This is a genomic window from Vogesella lacus, from assembly GCF_979366295.1.
This window is the reverse complement of the sequence record NZ_CEETQT010000004.1, coordinates 69,172-90,258: the sequence shown is the minus strand read 5'-3', so window position 1 is coordinate 90,258 and position 21,087 is coordinate 69,172. Positions and strand designations below refer to the sequence as shown.

The window sequence follows — 21,087 nt, the reverse complement described above, 5'->3', positions numbered from 1 at the left end:
GGCAAGGCGCGGCCAGACTCGTCGGGCGCTAACGTCGCCCGACTCAAACAGGCGGCCGCTTAAAACCTTGCCGGCCGACTGCCTGCCAGCGCGCCGCAAAAGGAGCATGGCCGCGATCGACCACGCTGGGTATTCATCGAAGTTTCGGTGCCTGCGGCCAAGGTTGCCCGCAATCAATCAGCAGGCATTAGTAGGCTGGGCTGAGCCTGCGAAGCCCAGCGTTTACCGCGCAGATGATAGAGCGGCTTGGCCGCCATGCCCGCCGATGCACGGCCAATCCCAAAATCTGGGCGGCGCGGGTATCGCCAAAGGCGAACCCTTCCTACCGCTGCCCGTCACACTGGGAGAAACCGGCATCCAAAACCCGCCCCCGCACAGCGGAGACAAAACCAACGTTGGCCGCAAGCCCAGCCCTGCGCGACGCCACCCTTGCCCGTCAGCGCGAGCCGGGCAAGCTGCTGTGCCACGGGGTTTAAGCCGCCGCTTGTCCGAGTGGCGAGCCGTTAGCGAGCCATGAATTTGGCGGCGCCCATGGTGCAGCTGATTGCTCGGGGTTTCGAGCAGCGGCGGGCGAGCCGGGATGCAAGGGGGCGGCGGCAAGCCCCCTGCCCGTCACGTCGGGCGGAACCGGCATCAAAACAATCATCCGCGCAGCGGATACAAACCCCAGAACAACGTTGGCCGCAAAGCCTCGCAGCTTGCGGCCAACCTTGCTGTTTCACTTGAAGCGAAACCGGCTTACACCTTGTCGTACAGCTTGCTGCCGCTCTTCACAAACTCGATAGCCTTCACTTCCATGCCTTTTTGCAGTGCTTCCTGCTCGCTCACGCCCTGTTTGGCGGCGAATTCGCGCACGTCCTGGGTGATCTTCATCGAGCAGAAATGCGGGCCGCACATCGAGCAGAAGTGCGCCACTTTGGCGCTGTCTTTCGGCAGCGTTTCGTCGTGGAAATCACGCGCCTTGTCCGGGTCGAGGCCGAGGTTGAACTGGTCTTCCCAGCGGAATTCGAAACGCGCTTTCGACAGCGCATTGTCGCGGATCTGCGCGCCGGGGTGACCCTTGGCCAGATCGGCGGCGTGGGCCGCCAGTTTGTAGGTGATGATGCCTTCTTTCACATCGTTCTTGTTCGGCAGGCCGAGGTGCTCTTTCTGCGTCACGTAGCAGAGCATGGCGGTGCCGTACCAGCCGATTTGCGCCGCGCCGATAGCCGAGGTGATGTGGTCGTAACCCGGTGCGATGTCGGTGGTCAGCGGCCCCAGAGTGTAGAACGGCGCTTCGTGGCACCACTCCAGCTCCTTGTCCATGTTCTCTTTGATGAGTTGCATCGGCACATGGCCGGGGCCTTCGATCATCACCTGCACATCGTGTTTCCACGCGATCTGGGTCAGTTCGCCCAGGGTCTTGAGTTCGCCCAGTTGTGCGTCGTCGTTGGCGTCCCACGCGCTGCCGGGGCGCAGGCCATCGCCGAGCGAGAAGGCCACGTCGTAGGCCTTCATGATTTCGCAGATTTCCTCAAAGTGGGTGTAGAGGAAGTTTTCCTGATGATGCGCCAGACACCATTTGGCCATGATGGAGCCGCCGCGCGACACGATGCCGGTCATGCGGTTGGCGGTCATCGGTACATAGCGCAACAGCACGCCGGCGTGGATGGTGAAGTAATCGACGCCCTGCTCGGCCTGCTCGATCAGCGTGTCCTTGAAGATTTCCCAGGTCAGGTCTTCGGCCTTGCCGTTCACCTTTTCCAGCGCCTGGTAGATCGGCACGGTGCCGATCGGCACCGGCGAATTGCGCAGAATCCACTCGCGGGTTTCGTGAATGTTCTTGCCGGTGGACAAGTCCATGATGGTGTCCGCGCCCCAGCGGATGCCCCAGGTCATCTTGTCGACTTCTTCGGAGATCGACGAGGTCACGGCGCTGTTACCGATATTGCCGTTGATCTTCACCAGGAAGTTGCGGCCGATGATCATCGGCTCGGACTCGGGGTGGTTGATGTTGTTGGGGATGATGGCGCGACCGGCGGCGATTTCGGCACGCACGAACTCGGGCGTGATTTCTTCCGGCAGATTGGCACCAAAGCTGTGGCCCTTGTGCTGGCGGGTCATCAAGTCCAACAGGCGGCTGTTGCCAGTGGCCTTGAGCGACTCGACATAGGCCTTGCGATTGAGGTTTTCGCGGATGGCGACGTACTCCATCTCCGGCGTGATGATGCCCTGACGCGCATAGTGCATCTGGCTGACATTACAGCCAGGCTTGGCGCGGCGCGGCTGGCGCGTGAGGTTGAAGCGCAGGTCGGCCAGTTTCGGGTCGGCTTCGCGCGCACGGCCATATTCACTGGAAAGACCGTCAAGCAGCTCGGTGTCGTCACGTTCGGCAATCCACGCCGCGCGCAGCGGCGCAAGGCCGGAGCGGATGTCGATTTGCGCTTGCGGGTCGGTGTAGGGGCCGCTGCAATCGTAGACGTAGATCGGCGGGTTTTGCTCGCCGCCAAACTGGGTCGGGGTGTCGGCCTGGCTGATCTCGCGCATCGGCACGCGAATGTCGGCACGGCTGCCTTCGACATAGATCTTGCGGGAATTCGGTAGCGGCTGGATGGCGGCGGAATCGACCACCATGGCTTGGTTCGGTTTTACAGGCGCGTTCATCGGGCGGGTTCTCCAAAAGCGATGAAACGGCGCAAGGAGCGGCCCGGGATGCCCGGCTGCAAGGTTGGCCGCAAGCTTTGTTAACAAAGCAAGACACGGCCGATGCAGGATACGCTTCCCTACGCCGGTATTATCCGGGTCAGGTTCCAAGGGTAACTCTCACCCGCGCCGATTTATTTCATTCGCGTATTTGACACGAATGGCACACGATCCGGCGCAGGACCCCTAGCGATGCTGTGAAGGTACGGTAATTGTGGGATAATCGCAAGTTGCCAACTGACTGGCCATTCCGTAAAGCTGCTTGCCATCAAGGCTGCTTTGCAGAATCGCCCTTCAAATTGTCTAGCCATTCTAGCCGGAGTTTCCGCATGAATTTCGAACAAGCCCGCTTCAATATGGTCGAGCAGCAAATCCGCCCTTGGGATGTGCTCGATACCTCCATTCTTGACCTGCTGTTTCACGTGAAACGCGAAGACTTCGTCACCGAAGACAAGCGTGCACTGGCCTTTGCCGACGTACAGCTGCCGCTGGAAAACGGCGAGCTGATGCTCGAGCCGAAAATCGAGGCCCGCCTGGTACAAGACCTGCAAATCAAGTCCACCGACAAGGTACTCGAAGTCGGCACCGGCAGCGGCTATCTGACCGCCCTCCTGGCCGCCGTCAGCAGCCACGTTTACAGCGTTGACCTCGACGCCGAGCAAAGCCAGCGCGCTGCGGCCAACCTGAAAACCGCCGGTATCAAGAACGTTACCCTCAGCGTCGGCAACGGCATCGAAGGCATCACTGCCCAGGCCCCGTTTGACGTGATCTGCGTGGGCGGCTCGCTGCCGGTGGTACCGGAAGCGCTGAAAGCCCAGCTGGCCATCGGTGGCCGTCTGGCCATCATCACCGGCGACAACCCGGTGATGACCGCACGCATCATCACCCGCGTGGCCGAAAACGACTACAGCGACGCCGTTTCCTTCGATACCTGTGTGCCGCGCCTGCGCGAGACCGCCGCTATCGAACCTTCGCGCTTCAGCTTCTAAGCCATGATCCGCGAAATCACTGCTACCGAGCTGGCTGCCTGGCTGGCTGACGACAGCCGTCCACAACCGTACCTGCTCGACGTGCGCGAGGATTGGGAATTTGCGCTGTGCCGCATCGCCGGCTCGCAACAGCTGCCGATGCACCTGATCCCGCTGCGTCACAACGAGCTGCCGGACGACCGCCCGATTGTCACCATCTGCCACCACGGTGTGCGCAGCTTCCAGAGCGGCCTGTTCCTCAGCAATGCCGGCTTCGAAGAAGTACTGAGCCTGCGTGGCGGCGTGGCGGCATGGGCCGATGACGTCGAGCCGAGCATGGCACGCTACTGAGCCTTGCTGCTGGCCAGTGAAAGCCGTTCCGTCCGGAACGGCTTTTGCTTTTTGCGGCCAACCTTTAAAGGCAGTTGCCTGCCACCGCGGCCAAACCCGAACGGATTAATCATGAACTACCTCGCCCCTGCCCTCGAAAACCTGCACCCCGACTGGCTGGCTGTACTGCAACAGCCGGCCGTCGCCGCGCGGCTGGCCGACATCGACAACAAACTCGCTGCCGCCGCCAGCACCGCCACGCTATATCCGCCACGCGAGCTGATCTTCAATGCGCTGCGCCGGATGTCGCCGGCCGAGGTGCGCGTGGTGATTCTCGGGCAAGACCCGTATCACGGTGCCGGCGAGGCGATGGGCCTGAGCTTTTCCGTGCCGCCGGGCGTGAAGATTCCGCCCAGCCTGCGCAATATGTACAAAGAGCTGGCTAGCGATCTGGGCATCGCGCCGGCCAGCCACGGCGACCTAAGCCACTGGGCCAGCCAAGGCGTGCTGCTACTTAACACCTCGCTGACAGTCGAGGCCGACAAGGCCGGCAGCCACGGCAAGCTGGGCTGGCAGCTGGTGACCGATGCGCTGATTACGGCGGTGAATGCGGCCAACCCCGGCTGCGTGTTCCTGCTGTGGGGCAACTGGGCACAAGGCAAGGCGGTGCTGATTGACGAGGCCAGACACGGCGTGTTCAAAAGCGTACACCCGTCGCCGCTATCGGCCAGTCGCGGCTTTTTCGGCTCCAAACCATACTCGCAGGCCAATCAATGGTTGGCCGCACGCAGCCGTGGCGAGATCCAATGGCAACAGCCCGCCGATCAGGGCGGGCTGTTCTGAAATCAGGCAGTCAGCGCTGGAAACATCCCGCACTGACTGCCAAGCTTACGGTGCCAGCAGGATCTGGGCGTGGCGGCTGCACTTGTCCAGCTCGTCTATCATCTTGCGGAACGCAGGGCTGGCCACATCGGCAGCCGGAATCCAGAAGAGCTTGCGCACCGATTTTTGCCGGACGCCGACCCCGCCCTCCACCATCACAGGCTCTATTTCGAAGTCACGCCATTTCGAACTGACCTTGCAGGCTTGCACAGGTGCCAGTGGCTTCACGCCATGCACCCGTGACAACCAGCTGTAACTACCGACGCTGTCGCGATAATCGCTGACACCCTCCTTTTGCTGGTAGTCCCGCATGCGTTTGATGAAGGCCTGCCCTGTGCTCAGATCCAGCAGCCGGAAGCCGCCGACTTCGCGCGTGACATTCTCGACGCTCAGCTCGGCACTCAGCGTTTGCGGTTCAAACAGCAAGCGTTGCCCTTGCGGTAACACCAGCGACTCCTTCAGCAAGGTCATGCCCGGATATAACAGATCTTTCGCAATCTCCTGCACGCTGCCCTTGGCATACATCTGCGACTGATAATAGACCGACTCTACCCAGTCCGCCTGTGCCTTGGCACTGACCCGCCACTTGCCTTCGCCATCCGGATGGAAGTCCAGCGACTGACTGCCGGCCAGCGCCTCGCTGTCATGCCCGGCAATATAGCTTTCACGGATTTCGCCATCCGCTGCAATCAGCATGGTCTGCCGCTCCCGCAGCGTATCAGGCACACTGCCCCAGGCGTTGACATTCGCTGTCGGGTCCAGCCAGTAGTCCTTGCCATCCAGCCGGATATGCACGATGGCGTGATTGAAATGATTTAGTGGCGACAACAGCATCGGGCTGTTGTCCAGATCTGCCCGCACGATACTGACACTGGCATCCAGCCCGACTGCCCGCATCATCGCCGTCAGCGTCAGTGCCATGTCCTTGCAATCGCCAAAGCCACGCTGTTCGATTTCGGCCAGCGAAAACGGTACAAAACCGTTCACCGTCAGCCGCCAGTCACCCATATAACGGATACGCTTTTTGACATCCCCCAGCAATAGCGCCAGCTGGCGCTGAGGTGGCAGATCCCTCACCTTGTTTACTGCCTCAAGGGCTTTGGGTGGCAGTGCTTCGCCCTGCAAACGGGCAATAGCCTTGCCCATCGGAGCCAGATACTGCCGCGCATCGGCTACCGTGCTGACTTCGATTCGGGGCAACTGCCGCAATTTGAAACGGCGGTCACTCTCGGTCGTTTCGCGGTAAACCGGCTGCTTCAATGCCAGCTGCAGGCTTTTGCCATCTGCCGACTGTTTCACTTCGAACAAGCCTTCTGCGTTGGCCGCACGCCAGTGCAGCTTGTCGTCACTCTGAATGCGCAAGCTGTAATGCTGCCAGAGGCCCGGCATGGCTTTCACGCGAAACACCGCCGAATGCGCATCAAACGGTTTGACCGGCTGGCGTTGCTCACGGGTACGCAACACCAGTCGGCTGCCAACCTGCGCCTCGGGGAAGGCCAACCGGATGAATTTTTCACCAACAAATCCGTTCTCGCCCGGCACATCGCCTGCCTGTCTGTCCTTGTTGCTGACCTCAATGCGCTTGCCATCCGGCTGCAAGGTATACGCCTCGAGAATGTCCAGCTTGCTGTCGGCGGCAAAGCGGATAGGCCAGGTGCCATGATCGCGCCCTGAGCTGCCAAGGATCCGCAGCTCCCAACTGTCTTCACAATCCTGGAGCCCGGAAGCCACCCAGCGGCAGTTCTGATCCAGCGACATGGCCACTGCCGCCTGATCAATAGACTTCAGCGCCGCCCAGGACGGCGTGGCCAGTACGGCAAACAGCAAAATCGGTGTTGTTTTCAGCATGACTTTGACAATTAATAGCGTTGCGAGCAGACCGCTGCCGCTCATTGCGAGGTCATAAAGCATATCAGCTGGCATCGCCGGAAAAAAATACGCCACCATATTCTATGAACATCATTACCACCCTTGGCCAATGCCAAAAAACTGGCAATAACCATGATTTGCAGCGAGTTTGAATTTTCGCAAACGAATCAATCGATATTCGTATTAAAACAGTTCTGCTTGTGTTAGCCTCGCCGCCCGCCGCTGCCGCCATGCCGTGCAGCAGCCGGCGGTATCAACCGGATCAGGCAGGACTATATGAAAGCTCCCTCTACTCTCAGTCTCGTACTCGACGAGGCCGACAACAAACAACAGGCACTGGCCAGCGCGCCCGGCCGTTATCTGCTGAGTGCCGCCTTTGCCGGCGCCATCATCAGCGCCGTGCTGGTGGTCAGCCTGCGACTCGGGCAGATTTTTCTCGAGGCCGGCATCGGCGGTTATGTGATTCCGATGGCGGCGTTTTTCGGCGCGGCGCTGATCTGCATCCTGGTGTGCAAGGTCGAGCTGTTTACCAGCAATGTGATGTATTTCACCGTCGGCGTGCTGGGCAAGCGCAGCCGTATCGCCACCCTGCTGAAAAGCTGGATCACGGTTTATAGCGGCAATTTGCTGGGCGTTTTGCTGTTTACCGCGGTTTTTGCCGGCGCGGGTGCGCTGGGCAAGCTGCCTGACGGCCACGTGCTGTACCGCATTGCCGAGCTGAAAACCTATGCGCCGGCAATGACGATTTTCTGGAAAGGCGTGCTGTGCAACTGGATCATCTGCCTCGCCATCTGGATGCCGCTGCGCATTGCCAGCGAGGCGGCGCGTTTCGGCCTGATCATGCTGCTGGTCTTCATGTTCTTCTTCTCCGGCTACGAGCACAGCATTGCCAATATGGCGATTTTCGCGCTGGCCATGCTGCATGACACACCGGGCTTTGGCTGGGCGCAGATCATGCACAATATCGTGCCGGCGACCTTGGGCAATATCGTCGGCGGCGGCCTTGGCGTCGGTGCCGTGGTCTACGCGCTGGAGCGTCACACGCTGGTGAAACAAGCCGCCTGAACGCAATAATCCCGACTTTGAAAGCGCCATGCTGTGTAATTCAGACACTACATGGCGCTTTTTCATGGCAAAAAATTGCCTGACACTGCCATTACTGCCCGTTAACTGCCATCGTCATGACAGTGCTTGATACGGATCAAGCAAATTGTTCGTTTTCGAAACGATACTGAATTCGAAATCTTACATTCCTGCACAAGGAGTCTGTCATGCAAGCCCTGTCCCCCGCTGCCCTTGCGGCCAACCCCTGGCACGGTTTCCACGCCGGTGCGTGGCAACAGCAAGTGGATGTACGCGACTTTATCCAGCGTCATTACACGCCCTATCTTGGCGACGCCGATTTCCTTGCCCCGGCCACGGCGCGTACCAGGTCACTGTGGGACAAACTGGGCGAATTGCTGGCACAAGAACGTGCCAAAGGCGTGCTGGCTGTCTCGGCCGACCGCGCCAGCAGCATTACCGCCCATGATGCGGGCTATATCGATCAGGACACCGAAGTCATCGTCGGCCTGCAGACCGATGCGCCACTGAAACGCGCCATCATGCCTAACGGCGGTCTGCGCATGGTGGAATCCGGCCTGGCTGCTTACGGCTTCAGCATCGCGCCGGAAGTGAAGGAAGTCTGGGAGAAATACCGCAAGAGCCACAATCAGGGCGTGTTTGATGTCTACACCCCCGACATCATGGCTTGCCGCAAATCGGGCGTGATTACCGGCCTGCCGGATGCCTATGGCCGTGGCCGCATCATCGGCGACTACCGCCGCGTGGCGCTGTACGGTACCGACTTTTTGCGTGCCGAGCGCCAGCAGGTGTTTGCCGAGCTGAACGATGTGCCGTTCACCGACGAGGTGCTGCGCCTGCGCGAAGAGCTGTCCGAGCAGTTCCGCGCACTGGACGAGCTGCGCCAGATGGCCGAGCGTTACGGCTTTGATATCAGCCGCCCGGCCGCCAGCGCGCGCGAGGCGGTGCAGTGGACTTACTTCGGCTATCTGGCCGCGGTGAAAGAACAGAACGGCGCGGCGATGTCGCTGGGCCGCGTCGCCACCTTCCTCGACATCTATATCGAGCGCGATCTGGCCGCCGGCCTCATCACGGAAGAGCAGGCGCAAGAGCTGATCGACGATCTGGTGATCAAGCTGCGCATCGTGCGTTTCCTGCGCACGCCGGAATACGATCAATTGTTCTCCGGCGACCCGACCTGGGTGACGGAATCGCTGGGCGGCATGGGCGAAGACGGTCGCACGCTGGTGAGCAAGAACAGCTTCCGCTTCCTGAATACCCTGTACAACCTCGGCCCCGCGCCGGAGCCTAACCTGACTGTGCTGTGGTCGGTGAGCCTGCCGCAGGGTTTCAAGGATTTCTGCGCCAAAGTGTCGATCGACACCAGCGCCATCCAGTACGAAAACGACGACGAAATGCGCCCGCTGTGGGGCGACGACTACGGCATTGCCTGCTGCGTATCGGCGATGCGCATCGGCAAGCAGATGCAGTTCTTCGGCGCGCGTGCCAACCTCGCCAAGGCGCTGCTGTACGCGATCAACGGCGGTGTGGACGAAATGAGCGGCAAGAAAGTCGCGCATGGCTTCGAGCCGATTACCGCTGATGTGCTGGACCACGACGAAGTGATGGCCAAGTTCGACCAGCTGATGGACTGGTTGGCCGCAACGTATGTGAAGGCGCTCAACTGCATCCACTACATGCACGACAAGTACGCCTACGAGCGCATCGAGATGGCGCTGCACGACCGCGACATCCTGCGCACCATGGCTTGCGGCATTGCCGGCCTGTCGGTAACCGCCGATTCGCTGTCGGCCATCAAGCACGCCAAGGTGCACGTGATCCGTAACGAGGCGGGCCTGGCGGTCGATTACCGCATCGAGGGCGATTATCCGGCCTTCGGCAATAACGATGCGCGCGTCGACGATATCGCCATCTGGCTGACCGAAACCTTCATGCAGAAGATCAAGGCGCAGCCGCATTTCTACCGCAATGCCACGCCGACGCAGTCGGTGCTGACCATCACCTCCAATGTGGTGTACGGCAAGAAAACCGGCAACACGCCATGCGGCCGCCGCGCCGGCGAACCATTCGCGCCGGGTGCGAACCCGATGAACGGCCGCGACCGCAAGGGCTTTGTCGCTGCCGGTGCCTCGGTCGCCAAGCTGCCGTACAGCGCCGCGCTCGATGGCATCAGCTGGACGGCCTCGGCCACGCCGGACGCGCTGGGCCACAGCCCGCAAGAGCGCATCCGCAACCTGGCCAATTGTCTGGACGGCTACGCCGACGCCGGTGGCTTCCACGTCAACGTCAATGTGTTCCACCGCGACATGCTGGTGCACGCCATGGCCCACCCCGAGCTGTACCCGCAGCTGACGGTGCGCGTGTCGGGCTATGCGGTGAACTTCGTCAAGCTGACGCGCGAACAGCAGCTTGATGTGATTAACCGTACTTTCCACGGCTGCATGTAATCTGCTGCCATTCGGCAGCGATGACTTTGTCGGCTGCACTGCGCGGGGCCTGGCCGTACTATTTGTACTGTCTGCGGCCCCGCTCGCTTGCCTTCGCGTCCTCGCTACCGACTGGAACAGCATCCATCACGCCAGCTTTTACCCGACACCCACCATGACCACCCACACCCCCACCCGGCCGCCACACGGCTATCTGCACTCCACCGAAAGCGGCAGCGGCGTCGACGGCCCCGGCATGCGCTTCGTGTTCTTTCTGTCCGGCTGCCAGTTCCGCTGCCAGTACTGCCACAACCCCGACACCTGGAAGCTGCACAACGGCCGCGAGCTGACACTGGACGACGCCCTCGCCGAAATCGCCCCCTATGCGCGCTTTCTGAAATTTGCCGGCGGCGTCACCCTCTCCGGCGGCGAGCCGCTGATGCAGGCCGACTTCGTCGGCGAGCTCGCCAGCGCCATCAAGGCGCGCTACGGCCTGCACATCGCGCTCGACACCCAGGGCTTTCTGCACGAACGCGTGACGGACGAGTGGCTGCAAAATATCGACCTCGTGTTGCTCGACATCAAGCACATCGACCCCGTCAAATACCAGGCCATTACCGCCCAGCCGCTGCAGCCGACACTGGATTTCGCGCAGCGCCTCAAGCGCCTCGGCAAGAAAATCTGGCTGCGCTATGTACTGGTGCCCGGCCTGACTGACGACCCCGCCGACATCGCCGCCCTCGCCCGCTATGCGGCCAGCCTTGGCGACATCGTCGAGCGCGTCGAAGTCTTGCCCTTTCACCAGCTGGGCCGCGACAAATGGGCCGAGCTCGGCATGGACTACCCGCTGGCCGACACCCGCACCCCGACTTCCGCCGAAACCATCCGCGCCCGCGCTATCTTCGCCGACGCCGGCCTGACGGTGTACTGAGGCCTGCGGCCAACGTTGGCCGCAGGCGTTTCACATGGAACAAGGGCAGCCCGTCGGGCTGCCCTTGTAGCTGGCCATCTCAATATTAATGGCATAATCCTGATGTACTGCTCGGCCAAACCAACTGCTCAAACCTCGCCCATGACACTCGGACTACCCAAGTTTTTCTTCATAATGTTGCTTGGCTTTGGCGGCCACGCGCATGCCGGCATGACCGGCTGCGAACGTTTTGCCACACTGCCCGGCTTTGGTGCGATTCACCAGACCTGCCTATCGCTGCTTGAAGTTCTGCCGCAACAGCAGTTACCGGAAAAACTCGATTGCGACACGCTGAAAGATGTCGGTCGCCAGCGCTGTATTGCCCTACGCGAGGCGGTGACGATGGCGAGTCAACAAGCGCCTTATGCCGATTATCAGGCACGAGCCACCATACTGGCAGCCCTGACCGAGAGCCTGCCACTGCGCACCGCCATCCAGCTGTTTCATCTCGAACACAGCCGCCTACCGGCAACACTAGCCGAACTCGGAGAAACACTGCCCAAGCTGCAATACGCTACCAGCTTGTCACTGGCCGCAGATGGTGTCATCACCATTGGCTTGCCTGCTGGCACCGAGCTGCGCTTACTGCCTCAACTCAAGAATGGGTTACTGGACTATCAGTGTCAGGCAAGCGGTATTGAAACCAGACTATTGCCATCGTCCTGCCATTTGCGCTGACAGCCAAAGGTTTGCCACTACGGTTTTACATGGTCCAAGGGAAGCAGGAGTAGCGTAGGTACGATTAGCGCAGCGTAATCGTACGAATGTTCGATGCTGCAGATGAACGCCTGAATCCGTCAAACCCTGAAACTGCAAGGAAAAGTCATGCCGAATTACCGACGTGCTTTTGTGCCGGGGGGTACATGGTTTTTTACGGTCAATCTGTTGCAGCGCCACGGCAATGATTTGCTGGTGCGCGAAATCGACACCTTGCGCCAAGTGGTGCGACGGGTAAGGGAAAAGTATCCCTTCTACATTGATGCCTGGGTGGTCTTGCCAGAGCACATGCACGCGGTATGGACCCTGCCTGATGGAGATGCCGATTTCAGCCTGCGCTGGCGTCTGATCAAGAGCGGTTTTGCCAAGGCACAGCCTCGCAGTGAAAGCCTGTCTGCCGCTCGCCGCCGTTATGGTGAGCGTGGCATCTGGCAACGGCACTTCTGGGAACACCTGATCCGTGATGAGGCCGATTACCAGCGACATGTCGATTATGTGCATCTGAACCCGTTGAAACACGGGCTGGTCAGCCGTGTGGTGGACTGGCCATTCTCGACTTTTCATCGCGCAGTCGCTGCCGGTATTTACCCGCAAGACTGGTGCGGCGATGTTTCACTATCGGTCAACGGTGATGCTTGAGATGCGTACGATTACGCTACGCTAATCGTACCTACGGGATAGTTGTTAACGCCTCCAGCCAAGGTTGGCTGCAAATGCGGCACATGAAAGACTGATGGTGTAGGTCCGATTAGCGCAGCGTAATCGCACGAATGCCTATCCTGCCCGCAAATCAGTGGCCGCAAAGGCTTGCGGCCAACCTTGTCCGTCACCGGCAAACCAAATAGCATACCCCCCCCTTCACCCGCTCCGGAATCGTGCCATGTTCAAATCCGTCGATACGCTGATCCTGTTTGTTGACGACATCCACGCCTGCGCGCAGTGGTATGGCGAGTTGTTTGGCAGCAAGGTGGCTTACAAAAACCCGCAATTTGCCTTTCTGCAGGGGCCAGGTTTGCTGCTGGGCTTTCATCCCGCCGATCACAAGAACCGTGGCGGCACGGGCAATACGCTGTATTGGGAAGTGGACGATATCGCCGCGGCCATCAGCGGGCTTGAGGCACGCGGCGCGAAACGCTATCGCGGCCCGATGGTGACGGATCTGGGCGGCCAGGCCGCGATGCTGCTTGACCCGTTTGGCAATACGCTGGGCCTGCAAAGCCATACGGCGGCCTCGCGCCTGGCGACGGCAGCGGCGCTGGGCTGAACTTGCTTGCGGCCAACCTTGGCCGCAAGCACTGCATCATTTTCAGAACACGATCTCTGCCACCGGCTTCACGCTGACGAAAGCGCCCTGCAAGGTAGCGTTGTGATGGGAGATGATCTGGGCGGCCGACAGCTGCGGGCTATCGACAGTGCTGTGCGCATCGCTGGCCAGCACCGCCTGCCAGCCGTGCTCGGCGGCGGCGCGGCAGGTGGCATCGACACAGTATTGGGTCTTCATGCCGGCCAACACCAGCTGGCCGATATCATATTGCTGCAACAGCTGTTGCAGCCCGGTGTCGAGAAAACAGCTGGGGCGGAACTTGTCGAAGATGATTTCCTCTTCGCGCAGCGCCAGCTCGGGCAACAGCTGCCAGTTGTCGCTACCGCGGGCCACCGGCGAACCATCCGGCCCGGTGTGGCGGGCCGCCAGCACCAGCGCGCCGGCTGCGCGGGCGCGATCCAGCAGCTGCAGTACATTATCCAGCAATGACTGATGCTGCCACGGCCGCACTGGCGCGTGATACAGCCCGTGCTGCATGTCTATCAGTAACAGGGCACTGCGTTTGGCTTGCGACATGGTGACTTCTCCTGAAGGGTGCCGATTGGCCGGAGAAGCAAACCCCGGCCTGACGGTCGGGGTGGGATCAAACTTATGCTGGCAATACGCCTCCCGCCCGACACATGGCTGCTGTCGTGGTGGTAGTCGTGGTGAGCATGAACAGGTTTTTCATGCAGATAGAATTTCATGCGCAGCCGATGCCGGTCAAGCCATTTTGCAGTGCAGGTCGTCGCACTACGCTGAATCAGTGATTCAGCCCACGTGCCAGCACCATATACGCACTGTCCAGCCAGTGCAGCAGGTCGGCAATGCCGAAAAACAGCGGGATAAACAGCGCCAGCGAAATCAGCAAGGGCAGGATGCCCGGCGCGACGGCAAACGGCCATCTGGCCGGGCTGGCCAGTCGGCGCTGCAGCTGCCACAACAACAGCCCGGCGAGCACAGCACTCAGCGCAATGCGCCACAGGAAAAACTCGTGATCAGGCAATACTGGCAACATGCTGGAAACCTCCTGCAAACGTGACGCTTAGCCGGCAACAAACTGCCCACGCCGGTGCAGCCCCTGTTCGATACGGCTGGCGGCAAATGCCTGCTGCAGCACGGCCAACGCGGCGGCGTGGCGCGCGCTGCCGCACAAGAACAGGTCCAGCGCCGCATAGCCATGTTCGGGCCAGGTGTGGATGCTGATATGCGATTCGGCCAGCAGCAGCACGCCGGTCACGCCCTGCCCTTCGCCGAAATGATGAAAGTGGCCGGCCAGCACCTGCACCTCGGCGGCTTCGGCAGCGGCGCGGATCGCCGCTTCGACCCCGGCCGGATCGGCCAGAAGCTTGGCCGCACAGCCGTACAGATCAGCCAGCAGATGTTCGCCCAGATGGCTTGCGGCCAACATGCTCATTTATGGCCACCACTGCTGCCAAAGCCCGAGCCGTAATAGCCGCTGCTGCTGCGATAGCTGCCGCCGTCGTCGTCCATGGACAGATTGATCAGCGTGGCGAGGCCGATGATGACCGCGCAGTACAGTAAATAGCCGTTCTTGCTCATTCTTCTTCTCCACGCGCCGGCAGCCACAACAGCAAGGCGGCCAGGCCGGTAATCATCAGCGCTGCGTCCACATCATCCCGGCTGAACATCACCGGCAGATTGATCAGCAACAGCAGGCCTATCGCGCCCCAGGCATAGGGCTGCAGCGCCTTGCGTGCCAGCACCGGATCGTAAAAACGGCTCGGCATCGCGCCGCCGCCACCCAGCCAGCGCGCGATGTCATCGTCGCTGACGCGGCGGCTCTGGCTCCACACCAGCTCCTTGTCGTTCTGCTCGCAAGCCAGCAAGGTCTTGCCGTCCTTGCCCAGATACTCGCGCACATTGACGCGGTCGCCACGGCGCGCACGCCACGGGAACGCGCCGGCGGCGTAAAGAATCTCGGCCTCGTAGCCGGCTTCGCGCTGCTGATACTTCTGGCCGCCGTAGACAAAGCTGTCACCGCGACCATCGACCCACACATCCATCAGGCTGCCCAGCCACCAGCCATCCGCCGCCTCGACCAGCCAGCGAAAACCGGTGCCGGGGTGATACAGCAGGTATTCGTCCCACTGGCTGCTGCGCTCTTCCACCGCCGCCCAGCGCAGCACGCCGATCAGCTCCCAGCGCTTGCCGTCTATGCTGAAGTGGTAGTCCAGCTGCAAGGTGTGTGAGGGCGGCGTGTGGTCCTGCACCCGCTGGCTGCGGATCAGCTCGGCGCGCTCGGCGGCGATTTCGACCTCGCTGCCGCAAGCCGGACACACCAGCTGATGCGCCGCGCCGGCACGGTAATCGAGACCGCCACCGCAAGACGGGCAATCCAGCACCACCGCGCTGCCCGGAAGTTTGCCGGTAGCCTTGGCGATCTGCTCCGGCGCGCGCAGGCGCTGCATGTCCAGCTGTTTCAGCGTGACGGCCTCGCCCAGATACAAGGTTGGCCGCAAGCGGTCGTTGCCGTAATCCAGCGTCAGAAAACGGCTGCCGCTGCGCGCATCGGCCAGTGGCAGCTTGAAGCCGCTGATGATGGTCTGGCGCGGCAGCTCGCCCTCGGCGGCGACGATGGTCGCCTCGCGCACATCGCTGCAGCCAAACACCTGGCCGGCGACTTTCAAGAGATAACCCGGCACGAGGTCGCCAAACACCGGCCAGTCTGCCTCGGCCGTTTGCTCGAAAGTCAGCACATACTGGCCGACGCTTTCGGCCAGCCAGCCGCTGGCACCGTCATCAAACAGCACATGCCATTCGTTCCAGATGCCGGCCTCGTACTGCAGCTGGATGCGGCCAACCACGGTGAAGTGGCGACCCTGATACTGGCCGCTGCTGACTATCTGCAAGGGCGAGTAATCGGCCAGCAGCTCGGCCATCTTGCCGATATTGCGCACGCTGTCGCCCTCGCGCAGCAGCGTGCTGCGGCAATAGCCGCAGACCGCCGTCAGCGAGGTGGTGGCGCGAAAGGTGACCTCGGCACCGCAGGCCGGGCAAGCAGTCTGGTACATCAGCCCACCAGTTTCTTCAGGATGTCGGCCTTGGCCGCGTCAAAATCGGCCTGGGTAATCAGGCCGCCATCCAGCAGGCCTTTCAGCTGTGCCAGCTTGGCTTGCGGGCTGTCGGCATCAACAGGGGCAGCTGCAGCGGGTGCGACGGGCGCGGCCGGTGCCGCCATGGTCTGCTGCAAGGCCTGGCCCATGATCTGGCCAACGCCCACGCCGGCCGCCAGCCCGGCACCGATGCCGGCAAGGCCGCCCTCGTTCTGCGCCGCCAGCGGAATGCTCTCGGCAGTCTGATAGCGCGTGTACTGGTTCAGATCGCCGGCCATGCCCATGGCGATACGCTTGTCGATGGCTTTTTGCAGCTCTTCCGGCAGCGAGATGTTTTCCACCGCAAAGCTGTCGAGCGCCACGCCGTAACGCGTAAACACCGGCTCCAGCGCCGCCTTGATGGTGTCAGCCATCAGGCCCTGGTTGGCCGCCATGTCGAGGAATGGCACCTGGCTGCTACCCAGCGCGCTGCTCATGGTGGCGACTACCTGATTGCGCAGCTGCTGTTCCAGATCGTCAACGGTGTATGTCTCGCGCGTGCCGCTGACTTCGCTGTAGAACAGCTTCGGGTCGGTGATGCGGTAGCTGTAGATGCCAAAGGCCCGCAGACGCACCATGCCGAAGTCGGCATCGCGCAGCGTTACCGGCTGCGGCGTGCCCCATTTGCGCCCCAGCTGCAGACGGCTGCTGAAGAACACCAGATCAGACTTGAAAGGCGACTCGAACAGCTTGTCCCAGTTTTTCAGATAGGTCAGCACCGGCAGCGTCTGGGTAGACAGCTTGTACATGCCGGGGCCGAACACATCGGCCACCTTGCCTTCGTTGATGAAGACCGCGAACTGCGATTCGCGCACCGTCAGGCTGGCCCCCATCTGGATTTCGTTGTCCTGCATCGGATAACGCCAGGCCAGCACGCCATCGCCGTCCTCCTGCCATTCGAGGATGTCGATGAATTGCTTCTTGATAAAAGAAAACAGGCTCATGCTTTTACTCCCGGTTTGCGGCCAAGCTTGTCGGCACGCTGATGAATGAGGATCAGGACAGGCTGCCGGCGTTGATCAGGCCGACGGCCAGCTGGATGCTGCCGGCCAGAATGCCGACGGCGATATTGTTGTCGATCAGCGCCTGCGCCAGATCCTTCAGGCAGCGCGACAGCACCACATGCACGAGGATCTGCACCAGCATCGCCAGCACGCCCCACAACACAAAAGACGGCAGCGTGTTCAGATGCCAGGCACTGGAAGCGAGCGCCAGCGAAAAGCCGAGCAAGGCCCCGCCGAACGAGATCGCCGCCGCCTGATTGTGCTGGCGGATCAGCGCGATTTCATCCAGCGGCGTGGCGCGGCAATACAGCCAGCTGAACACGGCCAGCAGCGCGCTGCCGCTGGCGACATAGGCAAAATACGCCAGTAAAGGCGGAATCATGGCGTCAAACATGCGGCATCCTCGGTGGTCTTGGGCAATAATGTCGGCCATTTTACCCACAAATCATTTTTCAACCCATGCCGGATTCTCTGCTGATTGTTTCGGTTTTTGTGGTGGCATCCTGCGGCCTCGCCTACGAGCTGGTCTCCGGCGCGCTGGCCAGCTATCTCCTGGGCGACTCGGTGTTGCAGTATTCGTCCATTATCGGTTGCTATCTTTTTGCCATGGGCTTTGGCTCGCACGCCGCCAAATATGTGCGCGAAGAGCGCACGCTGGACGCCTTTGTCGAGGTCGAGCTGCTGGTCGGCCTGCTTGGCGGCCTGTCGGCAACGCTGCTGTTTGCGGTGTTTGCCTGGTCGGGCGAGTCGTTCCGCTTCACGCTGTATGCGCTGGTTTTCATCATCGGCGCGCTGGTCGGCATGGAAATCCCGCTGGTGCTGCGCGTGCTCAATCGCCGCGACACGCCGTTTGCCGAGCTGATCAGCCGCGTGCTGACTTTTGATTACATGGGCGCGCTGGCGGTGTCGCTGCTGTTTCCGCTGGTGCTGGCACCCAAGCTCGGCCTTGCGCGCACCGCACTGCTGTTCGGCCTCACCAATGTGGCGGTGGCGCTGTGGACCAGCCGCGTGTATCGCAAGGAATTGCTGCGGCCAACCTTGCAATACCTGCGTAGCCTGGTGCTGCTGTTGCTGCTGGCCGGGCTGTTTGCCGGCTCGGACAAGCTCACCGCCTGGAACGAAAAAGCCGTGTTCGGCGACGAGGTGATCCACGCCGAAACCACGCCTTACCAGCGGCTGGTACTCACGCGCTGGAAGGGCGATATGCGTCTGTATATCAACGGCAATCTGCAGTTTTCCAGTCGCGACGAACATCGCTATCACGAGGCGCTGGTACACCCCGTCATGGCCAAATTGCCGTGGGCGCGGCACGTGCTGGTGCTCGGCGGTGGCGACGGCCTGGCCGCACGCGAGATCCTCAAATACCGCCATGTGCAAAGCATCACGCTGGTTGATCTCGACCCGGCGATGACCAGGCTGTTTTCCACCTCCGCGCCTTTGTTGGCACTGAATCAGGGCGCACTGGCCGACAAGCGCGTGGCGGTGGTGAATGACGACGCCGCACGCTGGCTGGAAGGCGACCACGGCAGCTTCGACGCCATCATTGTCGACTTCCCCGACCCGGCCAGCTTCGCGCTGGGCAAGCTGTATTCGGTGCCGGTGTATCGCCTGCTGAACAAGCATCTGGCCAGCAATGGCCTGGTGGTGGTGCAATCGACCTCGCCTTATCACGCGCCGCGCTCGTACTGGAGCATCAATGCCACGCTGAAGGCGGCCAACTTCCACACCACGCCCTACCATGCCTACGTGCCATCGTTCGGCGAATGGGGTTTCATCCTCGCCGCCAAACAGCCGGGCTACACCCCGCCCGAGCGTTACACGGTGCCGCTGAAGTTTCTGGACAAGGAAGCCACGCGGCAGATGTTCTTCTTCCCGCCCGATATGCAACCGTGGCCGAGCTTGCCCAACGAGCTGAACAACCAGCGCCTCGTGCATTACTTCGAGCAGGACTGGTCGCAGGTGATTCGCTAGACACGGATGAAGCCCGCGTCGCGAGCGAGACGAGGGCAAGGCGCGAAGAAGTGAATGACAAGGCATAGCAAATGGCTAGACGAGGAATGAACACATGAGCAACGACGCTATCGGCACGCGCTGCAGCGGGATTCAACCGTGGTGATGCAGCGACGTGACTTCCTGCGCCACGCGGCCCTGCTGGCCGGCCTGCCGTTGCTGAGCGCCTGCCAGCGCGTGCTGTCTTTCGGCCTGCCGATCGAGGTGCAGCGCCCCGGCATGGCGCTCGGTCACAAGCTGCGCGATGCGGCCAACCTGCCCGCACCAGCCAGCACGCGCGAGGTGGACGTTGCCATCATCGGCAGCGGCGTGGCTGGGCTGTTTGCCGGCTGGCGGCTGGCGCGCGAAGGCTTTGGCGATTTTGTGCTGCTTAACGGACCGGAGCCTGACGGCAATGCCGCCGCCGGCCAGTTTGACGGCTGGGCCTACCCGACCGGCGCGCACTATCTGCCGCTGCCTTCCGCCGAATCGCGCCATGTGCGCGAGCTGCTCAGCGAGATGGGCGTGATCGAGCAAGAGCCGTTTGCGCTGCGGCCAACGTTTGATGAGCGCGTGCTGGTGCATGCGCCGTCCGAGCGGCTGTGGCGCGACGGCCAGTGGCAGGATGGCCTGCTGCCGCACGGCATGGGCGCGGAAGAAGACAAACAGCAGGCGCGTTTCCTGTTCCACATGAAACAGCTGCAAGACAAGGTTGGCCGCGACGGCAAGCGCGTGTTCGTGGTGCCGACCGCGCTCGCCTCGCAAGATGAAAGCTGGCGCGCGCTCGATCGCCAGAGCTTTGCTGCGTGGCTTGCGGCCAACCACTACAACGCGGCGGGCCTCCTGTGGTATCTCGATTATTGCTGCCGCGACGACTACGGCATGGGCATCGGCCAGATCTCGACCTGGGCCGGCCTGCATTACTTCGCCGCGCGTGGCGGCCACGCGGCCAACGCCGAAGACGGCGCGGTGCTGACCTGGCCGGACGGGCTGAATCCGCTGCTGCGCCATATGCGCAGCCGCATCGGCAAGCCGCGACAATTGCCCGGCGCAGCGTGGCGGGTGCAGAAGCTTGGCCGCCGCTGGCAGGTCGATTATCTCGATGCGCAAGGGTCAAAGCGGCTGTCGGCCCGCCGCGTGATCATCGCCACGCCCTTGCATGTCGCGCTGCACCTGTTACCCGATATTGGCGAATACGGCTTTAGTCGCCAGCACCTGCCACCGCGCGCGCCGTGGCTGATCGGCAATCTGCTGCTGGACCGCTTCCCCGCCGAGCCGCCAAACCAGCCGCTGGCCTGGGACAATGTGGTGTACGGCAGCCGCGGCCTCGGCTACGTGGTGTCGACCCACCAGCTGATCCGCACAGCCAAGCCCGAACGCACGGTGTTTACCACCTACCACGCCTTAGCCAGCCCCGATCAGGCCGCCACGCGGCAATGGCTGCAAAGCGCCAACGATGAGGCGCTGTTCGAGCTCGCCACGCAAGACCTCTACAGCGTCTACGGCCCGCGCCTGCGCCGCCACATGGTCGCCGCCCGCCTGACCGTGCGCGCCCATGCCATGGCCAGCCCGGTTCCCGGCTTCCTCGCCAACCAAGGCCTGGCCGCCTTGCGTGCACTTGATGGCGATCTGCTGTTCACCCACTCGGATCTATCCGGCCTGTCGCTGTTCGAGGAGGCGGCATGGTGGGGTGAAAACGCGGCGCGCAAGGTGTTGGCTTGAACCTCCGCCAGTAAAAAATCAGCACA

Annotated in this window: 20 protein-coding genes and 1 riboswitch; of the genes, 11 read left to right on the top strand and 9 right to left on the bottom strand. The window is 61.7% G+C overall.

The features are described 5' to 3' along the window. Nucleotides 1-738 precede the first annotated feature (738 nt). The gene (gene thiC, locus ACZ9W6_RS06200) at nucleotides 739-2,613 is read right to left on the bottom strand and encodes a phosphomethylpyrimidine synthase ThiC (RefSeq protein WP_465190219.1); all 1,875 of its coding nucleotides are present in this window, start codon (nucleotides 2,611-2,613) and stop codon (nucleotides 739-741) included. Nucleotides 2,614-2,742: 129 nt separating this feature from the next. After that, nucleotides 2,743-2,880: riboswitch (TPP riboswitch) on the bottom strand. A 131-nt stretch (nucleotides 2,881-3,011) separates the two neighbouring features. Here thiC and ACZ9W6_RS06195 point away from each other — a divergent pair. The 3 genes from ACZ9W6_RS06195 (at nucleotide 3,012) to ung (ending at nucleotide 4,823) form a co-directional block, all read left to right on the top strand. Continuing rightward, on the top strand, nucleotides 3,012-3,671 hold the full coding sequence (locus ACZ9W6_RS06195) for a protein-L-isoaspartate O-methyltransferase family protein (RefSeq protein ID WP_465190218.1): 660 nt from the start codon (nucleotides 3,012-3,014) through the stop codon (nucleotides 3,669-3,671). A 3-nt stretch (nucleotides 3,672-3,674) separates the two neighbouring features. Continuing rightward, entirely contained in the window at nucleotides 3,675-4,001 is a 327-nt protein-coding gene (locus tag ACZ9W6_RS06190; RefSeq protein WP_465190217.1) for a rhodanese-like domain-containing protein, read from the top strand. 111 nt (nucleotides 4,002-4,112) lie between these two features. Beyond that, entirely contained in the window at nucleotides 4,113-4,823 is a 711-nt protein-coding gene (gene ung / locus ACZ9W6_RS06185) for a uracil-DNA glycosylase (RefSeq protein ID WP_465190216.1), read from the top strand. 45 nt (nucleotides 4,824-4,868) lie between these two features. Here ung and ACZ9W6_RS06180 read toward each other — a convergent pair whose 3' ends face one another. Then, nucleotides 4,869-6,710, bottom strand: coding sequence for a DUF3857 domain-containing protein (locus ACZ9W6_RS06180; RefSeq protein ID WP_465190215.1), 1,842 nt, complete (start codon nucleotides 6,708-6,710; stop codon nucleotides 4,869-4,871). A 297-nt stretch (nucleotides 6,711-7,007) separates the two neighbouring features. Between ACZ9W6_RS06180 and ACZ9W6_RS06175 the strand changes: the two genes are divergently transcribed. From ACZ9W6_RS06175 to ACZ9W6_RS06150, 6 genes are all read left to right on the top strand, one after another. Beyond that, complete coding sequence (locus ACZ9W6_RS06175) at nucleotides 7,008-7,796, top strand: formate/nitrite transporter family protein (protein WP_465190214.1); 789 nt, start codon at nucleotides 7,008-7,010, stop codon at nucleotides 7,794-7,796. A gap of 206 nt (nucleotides 7,797-8,002) precedes the next feature. Continuing rightward, on the top strand, nucleotides 8,003-10,261 hold the full coding sequence (gene pflB / locus ACZ9W6_RS06170) for a formate C-acetyltransferase (RefSeq protein WP_465190213.1): 2,259 nt from the start codon (nucleotides 8,003-8,005) through the stop codon (nucleotides 10,259-10,261). A 154-nt stretch (nucleotides 10,262-10,415) separates the two neighbouring features. Beyond that, complete coding sequence (pflA, locus tag ACZ9W6_RS06165) at nucleotides 10,416-11,171, top strand: pyruvate formate-lyase-activating protein (protein WP_465190212.1); 756 nt, start codon at nucleotides 10,416-10,418, stop codon at nucleotides 11,169-11,171. 141 nt (nucleotides 11,172-11,312) lie between these two features. Then, nucleotides 11,313-11,888: a pilin gene (locus tag ACZ9W6_RS06160; RefSeq protein ID WP_465190211.1), complete on the top strand. Its 576-nt coding sequence runs from the start codon at nucleotides 11,313-11,315 to the stop codon at nucleotides 11,886-11,888. A 147-nt stretch (nucleotides 11,889-12,035) separates the two neighbouring features. Beyond that, nucleotides 12,036-12,566, top strand: coding sequence for an REP-associated tyrosine transposase (locus tag ACZ9W6_RS06155; protein WP_465190210.1), 531 nt, complete (start codon nucleotides 12,036-12,038; stop codon nucleotides 12,564-12,566). Nucleotides 12,567-12,807: 241 nt separating this feature from the next. After that, nucleotides 12,808-13,191: a VOC family protein gene (locus ACZ9W6_RS06150; protein ID WP_465190209.1), complete on the top strand. Its 384-nt coding sequence runs from the start codon at nucleotides 12,808-12,810 to the stop codon at nucleotides 13,189-13,191. 42 nt (nucleotides 13,192-13,233) lie between these two features. Here ACZ9W6_RS06150 and ACZ9W6_RS06145 read toward each other — a convergent pair whose 3' ends face one another. The 7 genes from ACZ9W6_RS06145 to ACZ9W6_RS06115 all read right to left on the bottom strand — a co-directional run bounded on the left by ACZ9W6_RS06145 (nucleotide 13,234) and on the right by ACZ9W6_RS06115 (nucleotide 17,744). Continuing rightward, complete coding sequence (locus tag ACZ9W6_RS06145; RefSeq protein WP_465190208.1) at nucleotides 13,234-13,767, bottom strand: cysteine hydrolase family protein; 534 nt, start codon at nucleotides 13,765-13,767, stop codon at nucleotides 13,234-13,236. A 226-nt stretch (nucleotides 13,768-13,993) separates the two neighbouring features. Then, nucleotides 13,994-14,248, bottom strand: a complete 255-nt coding sequence (locus tag ACZ9W6_RS06140) for a hypothetical protein (RefSeq protein ID WP_465190207.1) — start codon at nucleotides 14,246-14,248, stop codon at nucleotides 13,994-13,996. Between the two features lie 27 nt (nucleotides 14,249-14,275). After that, nucleotides 14,276-14,647, bottom strand: a complete 372-nt coding sequence (speD, locus tag ACZ9W6_RS06135; RefSeq protein ID WP_465190206.1) for an adenosylmethionine decarboxylase — start codon at nucleotides 14,645-14,647, stop codon at nucleotides 14,276-14,278. Further along, nucleotides 14,644-14,793 (bottom strand): hypothetical protein, encoded by a 150-nt coding sequence (locus tag ACZ9W6_RS06130; protein WP_465190205.1) that lies wholly within the window; start codon nucleotides 14,791-14,793, stop codon nucleotides 14,644-14,646. Before ACZ9W6_RS06130 ends, speD begins: the two co-directional genes overlap by 4 nt. After that, nucleotides 14,790-16,265 (bottom strand): DUF4178 domain-containing protein, encoded by a 1,476-nt coding sequence (locus ACZ9W6_RS06125; protein WP_465190204.1) that lies wholly within the window; start codon nucleotides 16,263-16,265, stop codon nucleotides 14,790-14,792. The genes ACZ9W6_RS06130 and ACZ9W6_RS06125 overlap by 4 nt, the downstream gene beginning before the upstream one ends. Next, nucleotides 16,265-17,284, bottom strand: a complete 1,020-nt coding sequence (locus tag ACZ9W6_RS06120) for an SPFH domain-containing protein (protein WP_465190466.1) — start codon at nucleotides 17,282-17,284, stop codon at nucleotides 16,265-16,267. The genes ACZ9W6_RS06125 and ACZ9W6_RS06120 overlap by 1 nt, the downstream gene beginning before the upstream one ends. Before the next feature lie 58 nt (nucleotides 17,285-17,342). Continuing rightward, the gene (locus tag ACZ9W6_RS06115) at nucleotides 17,343-17,744 is read right to left on the bottom strand and encodes a DUF350 domain-containing protein (protein ID WP_465190203.1); all 402 of its coding nucleotides are present in this window, start codon (nucleotides 17,742-17,744) and stop codon (nucleotides 17,343-17,345) included. A gap of 65 nt (nucleotides 17,745-17,809) precedes the next feature. Here ACZ9W6_RS06115 and ACZ9W6_RS06110 point away from each other — a divergent pair, with 65 nt between their 5' ends. Together ACZ9W6_RS06110 and ACZ9W6_RS06105 are read left to right on the top strand one after the other, a co-directional pair. Continuing rightward, the gene (locus tag ACZ9W6_RS06110; protein WP_465190202.1) at nucleotides 17,810-19,321 is read left to right on the top strand and encodes a polyamine aminopropyltransferase; all 1,512 of its coding nucleotides are present in this window, start codon (nucleotides 17,810-17,812) and stop codon (nucleotides 19,319-19,321) included. Nucleotides 19,322-19,465: 144 nt separating this feature from the next. Beyond that, nucleotides 19,466-21,061, top strand: a complete 1,596-nt coding sequence (locus tag ACZ9W6_RS06105) for an NAD(P)-binding protein (RefSeq protein ID WP_465190465.1) — start codon at nucleotides 19,466-19,468, stop codon at nucleotides 21,059-21,061. Nucleotides 21,062-21,087 lie beyond the last annotated feature (26 nt).

Coding starts and splice junctions, on each gene's coding strand:
- ACZ9W6_RS06115 (WP_465190203.1), bottom strand. CDS start 17,744: ATGTTTGACGCCATGATTCCGCCTTTACTGGCGTATTTTGCCTATGTC.
- ACZ9W6_RS06160 (WP_465190211.1), top strand. CDS start 11,313: ATGACACTCGGACTACCCAAGTTTTTCTTCATAATGTTGCTTGGCTTT.
- ACZ9W6_RS06105 (WP_465190465.1), top strand. CDS start 19,466: ATGCAGCGACGTGACTTCCTGCGCCACGCGGCCCTGCTGGCCGGCCTG.
- ACZ9W6_RS06130 (WP_465190205.1), bottom strand. CDS start 14,793: ATGAGCAAGAACGGCTATTTACTGTACTGCGCGGTCATCATCGGCCTC.
- ACZ9W6_RS06140 (WP_465190207.1), bottom strand. CDS start 14,248: ATGTTGCCAGTATTGCCTGATCACGAGTTTTTCCTGTGGCGCATTGCG.
- ACZ9W6_RS06110 (WP_465190202.1), top strand. CDS start 17,810: ATGCCGGATTCTCTGCTGATTGTTTCGGTTTTTGTGGTGGCATCCTGC.
- ACZ9W6_RS06150 (WP_465190209.1), top strand. CDS start 12,808: ATGTTCAAATCCGTCGATACGCTGATCCTGTTTGTTGACGACATCCAC.
- ACZ9W6_RS06195 (WP_465190218.1), top strand. CDS start 3,012: ATGAATTTCGAACAAGCCCGCTTCAATATGGTCGAGCAGCAAATCCGC.
- ACZ9W6_RS06175 (WP_465190214.1), top strand. CDS start 7,008: ATGAAAGCTCCCTCTACTCTCAGTCTCGTACTCGACGAGGCCGACAAC.
- pflB (WP_465190213.1), top strand. CDS start 8,003: ATGCAAGCCCTGTCCCCCGCTGCCCTTGCGGCCAACCCCTGGCACGGT.
- ACZ9W6_RS06145 (WP_465190208.1), bottom strand. CDS start 13,767: ATGTCGCAAGCCAAACGCAGTGCCCTGTTACTGATAGACATGCAGCAC.
- ACZ9W6_RS06180 (WP_465190215.1), bottom strand. CDS start 6,710: ATGCTGAAAACAACACCGATTTTGCTGTTTGCCGTACTGGCCACGCCG.
- speD (WP_465190206.1), bottom strand. CDS start 14,647: ATGAGCATGTTGGCCGCAAGCCATCTGGGCGAACATCTGCTGGCTGAT.
- ACZ9W6_RS06125 (WP_465190204.1), bottom strand. CDS start 16,265: ATGTACCAGACTGCTTGCCCGGCCTGCGGTGCCGAGGTCACCTTTCGC.
- pflA (WP_465190212.1), top strand. CDS start 10,416: ATGACCACCCACACCCCCACCCGGCCGCCACACGGCTATCTGCACTCC.
- ACZ9W6_RS06190 (WP_465190217.1), top strand. CDS start 3,675: ATGATCCGCGAAATCACTGCTACCGAGCTGGCTGCCTGGCTGGCTGAC.
- thiC (WP_465190219.1), bottom strand. CDS start 2,613: ATGGTGGTCGATTCCGCCGCCATCCAGCCGCTACCGAATTCCCGCAAG.
- ung (WP_465190216.1), top strand. CDS start 4,113: ATGAACTACCTCGCCCCTGCCCTCGAAAACCTGCACCCCGACTGGCTG.
- ACZ9W6_RS06155 (WP_465190210.1), top strand. CDS start 12,036: ATGCCGAATTACCGACGTGCTTTTGTGCCGGGGGGTACATGGTTTTTT.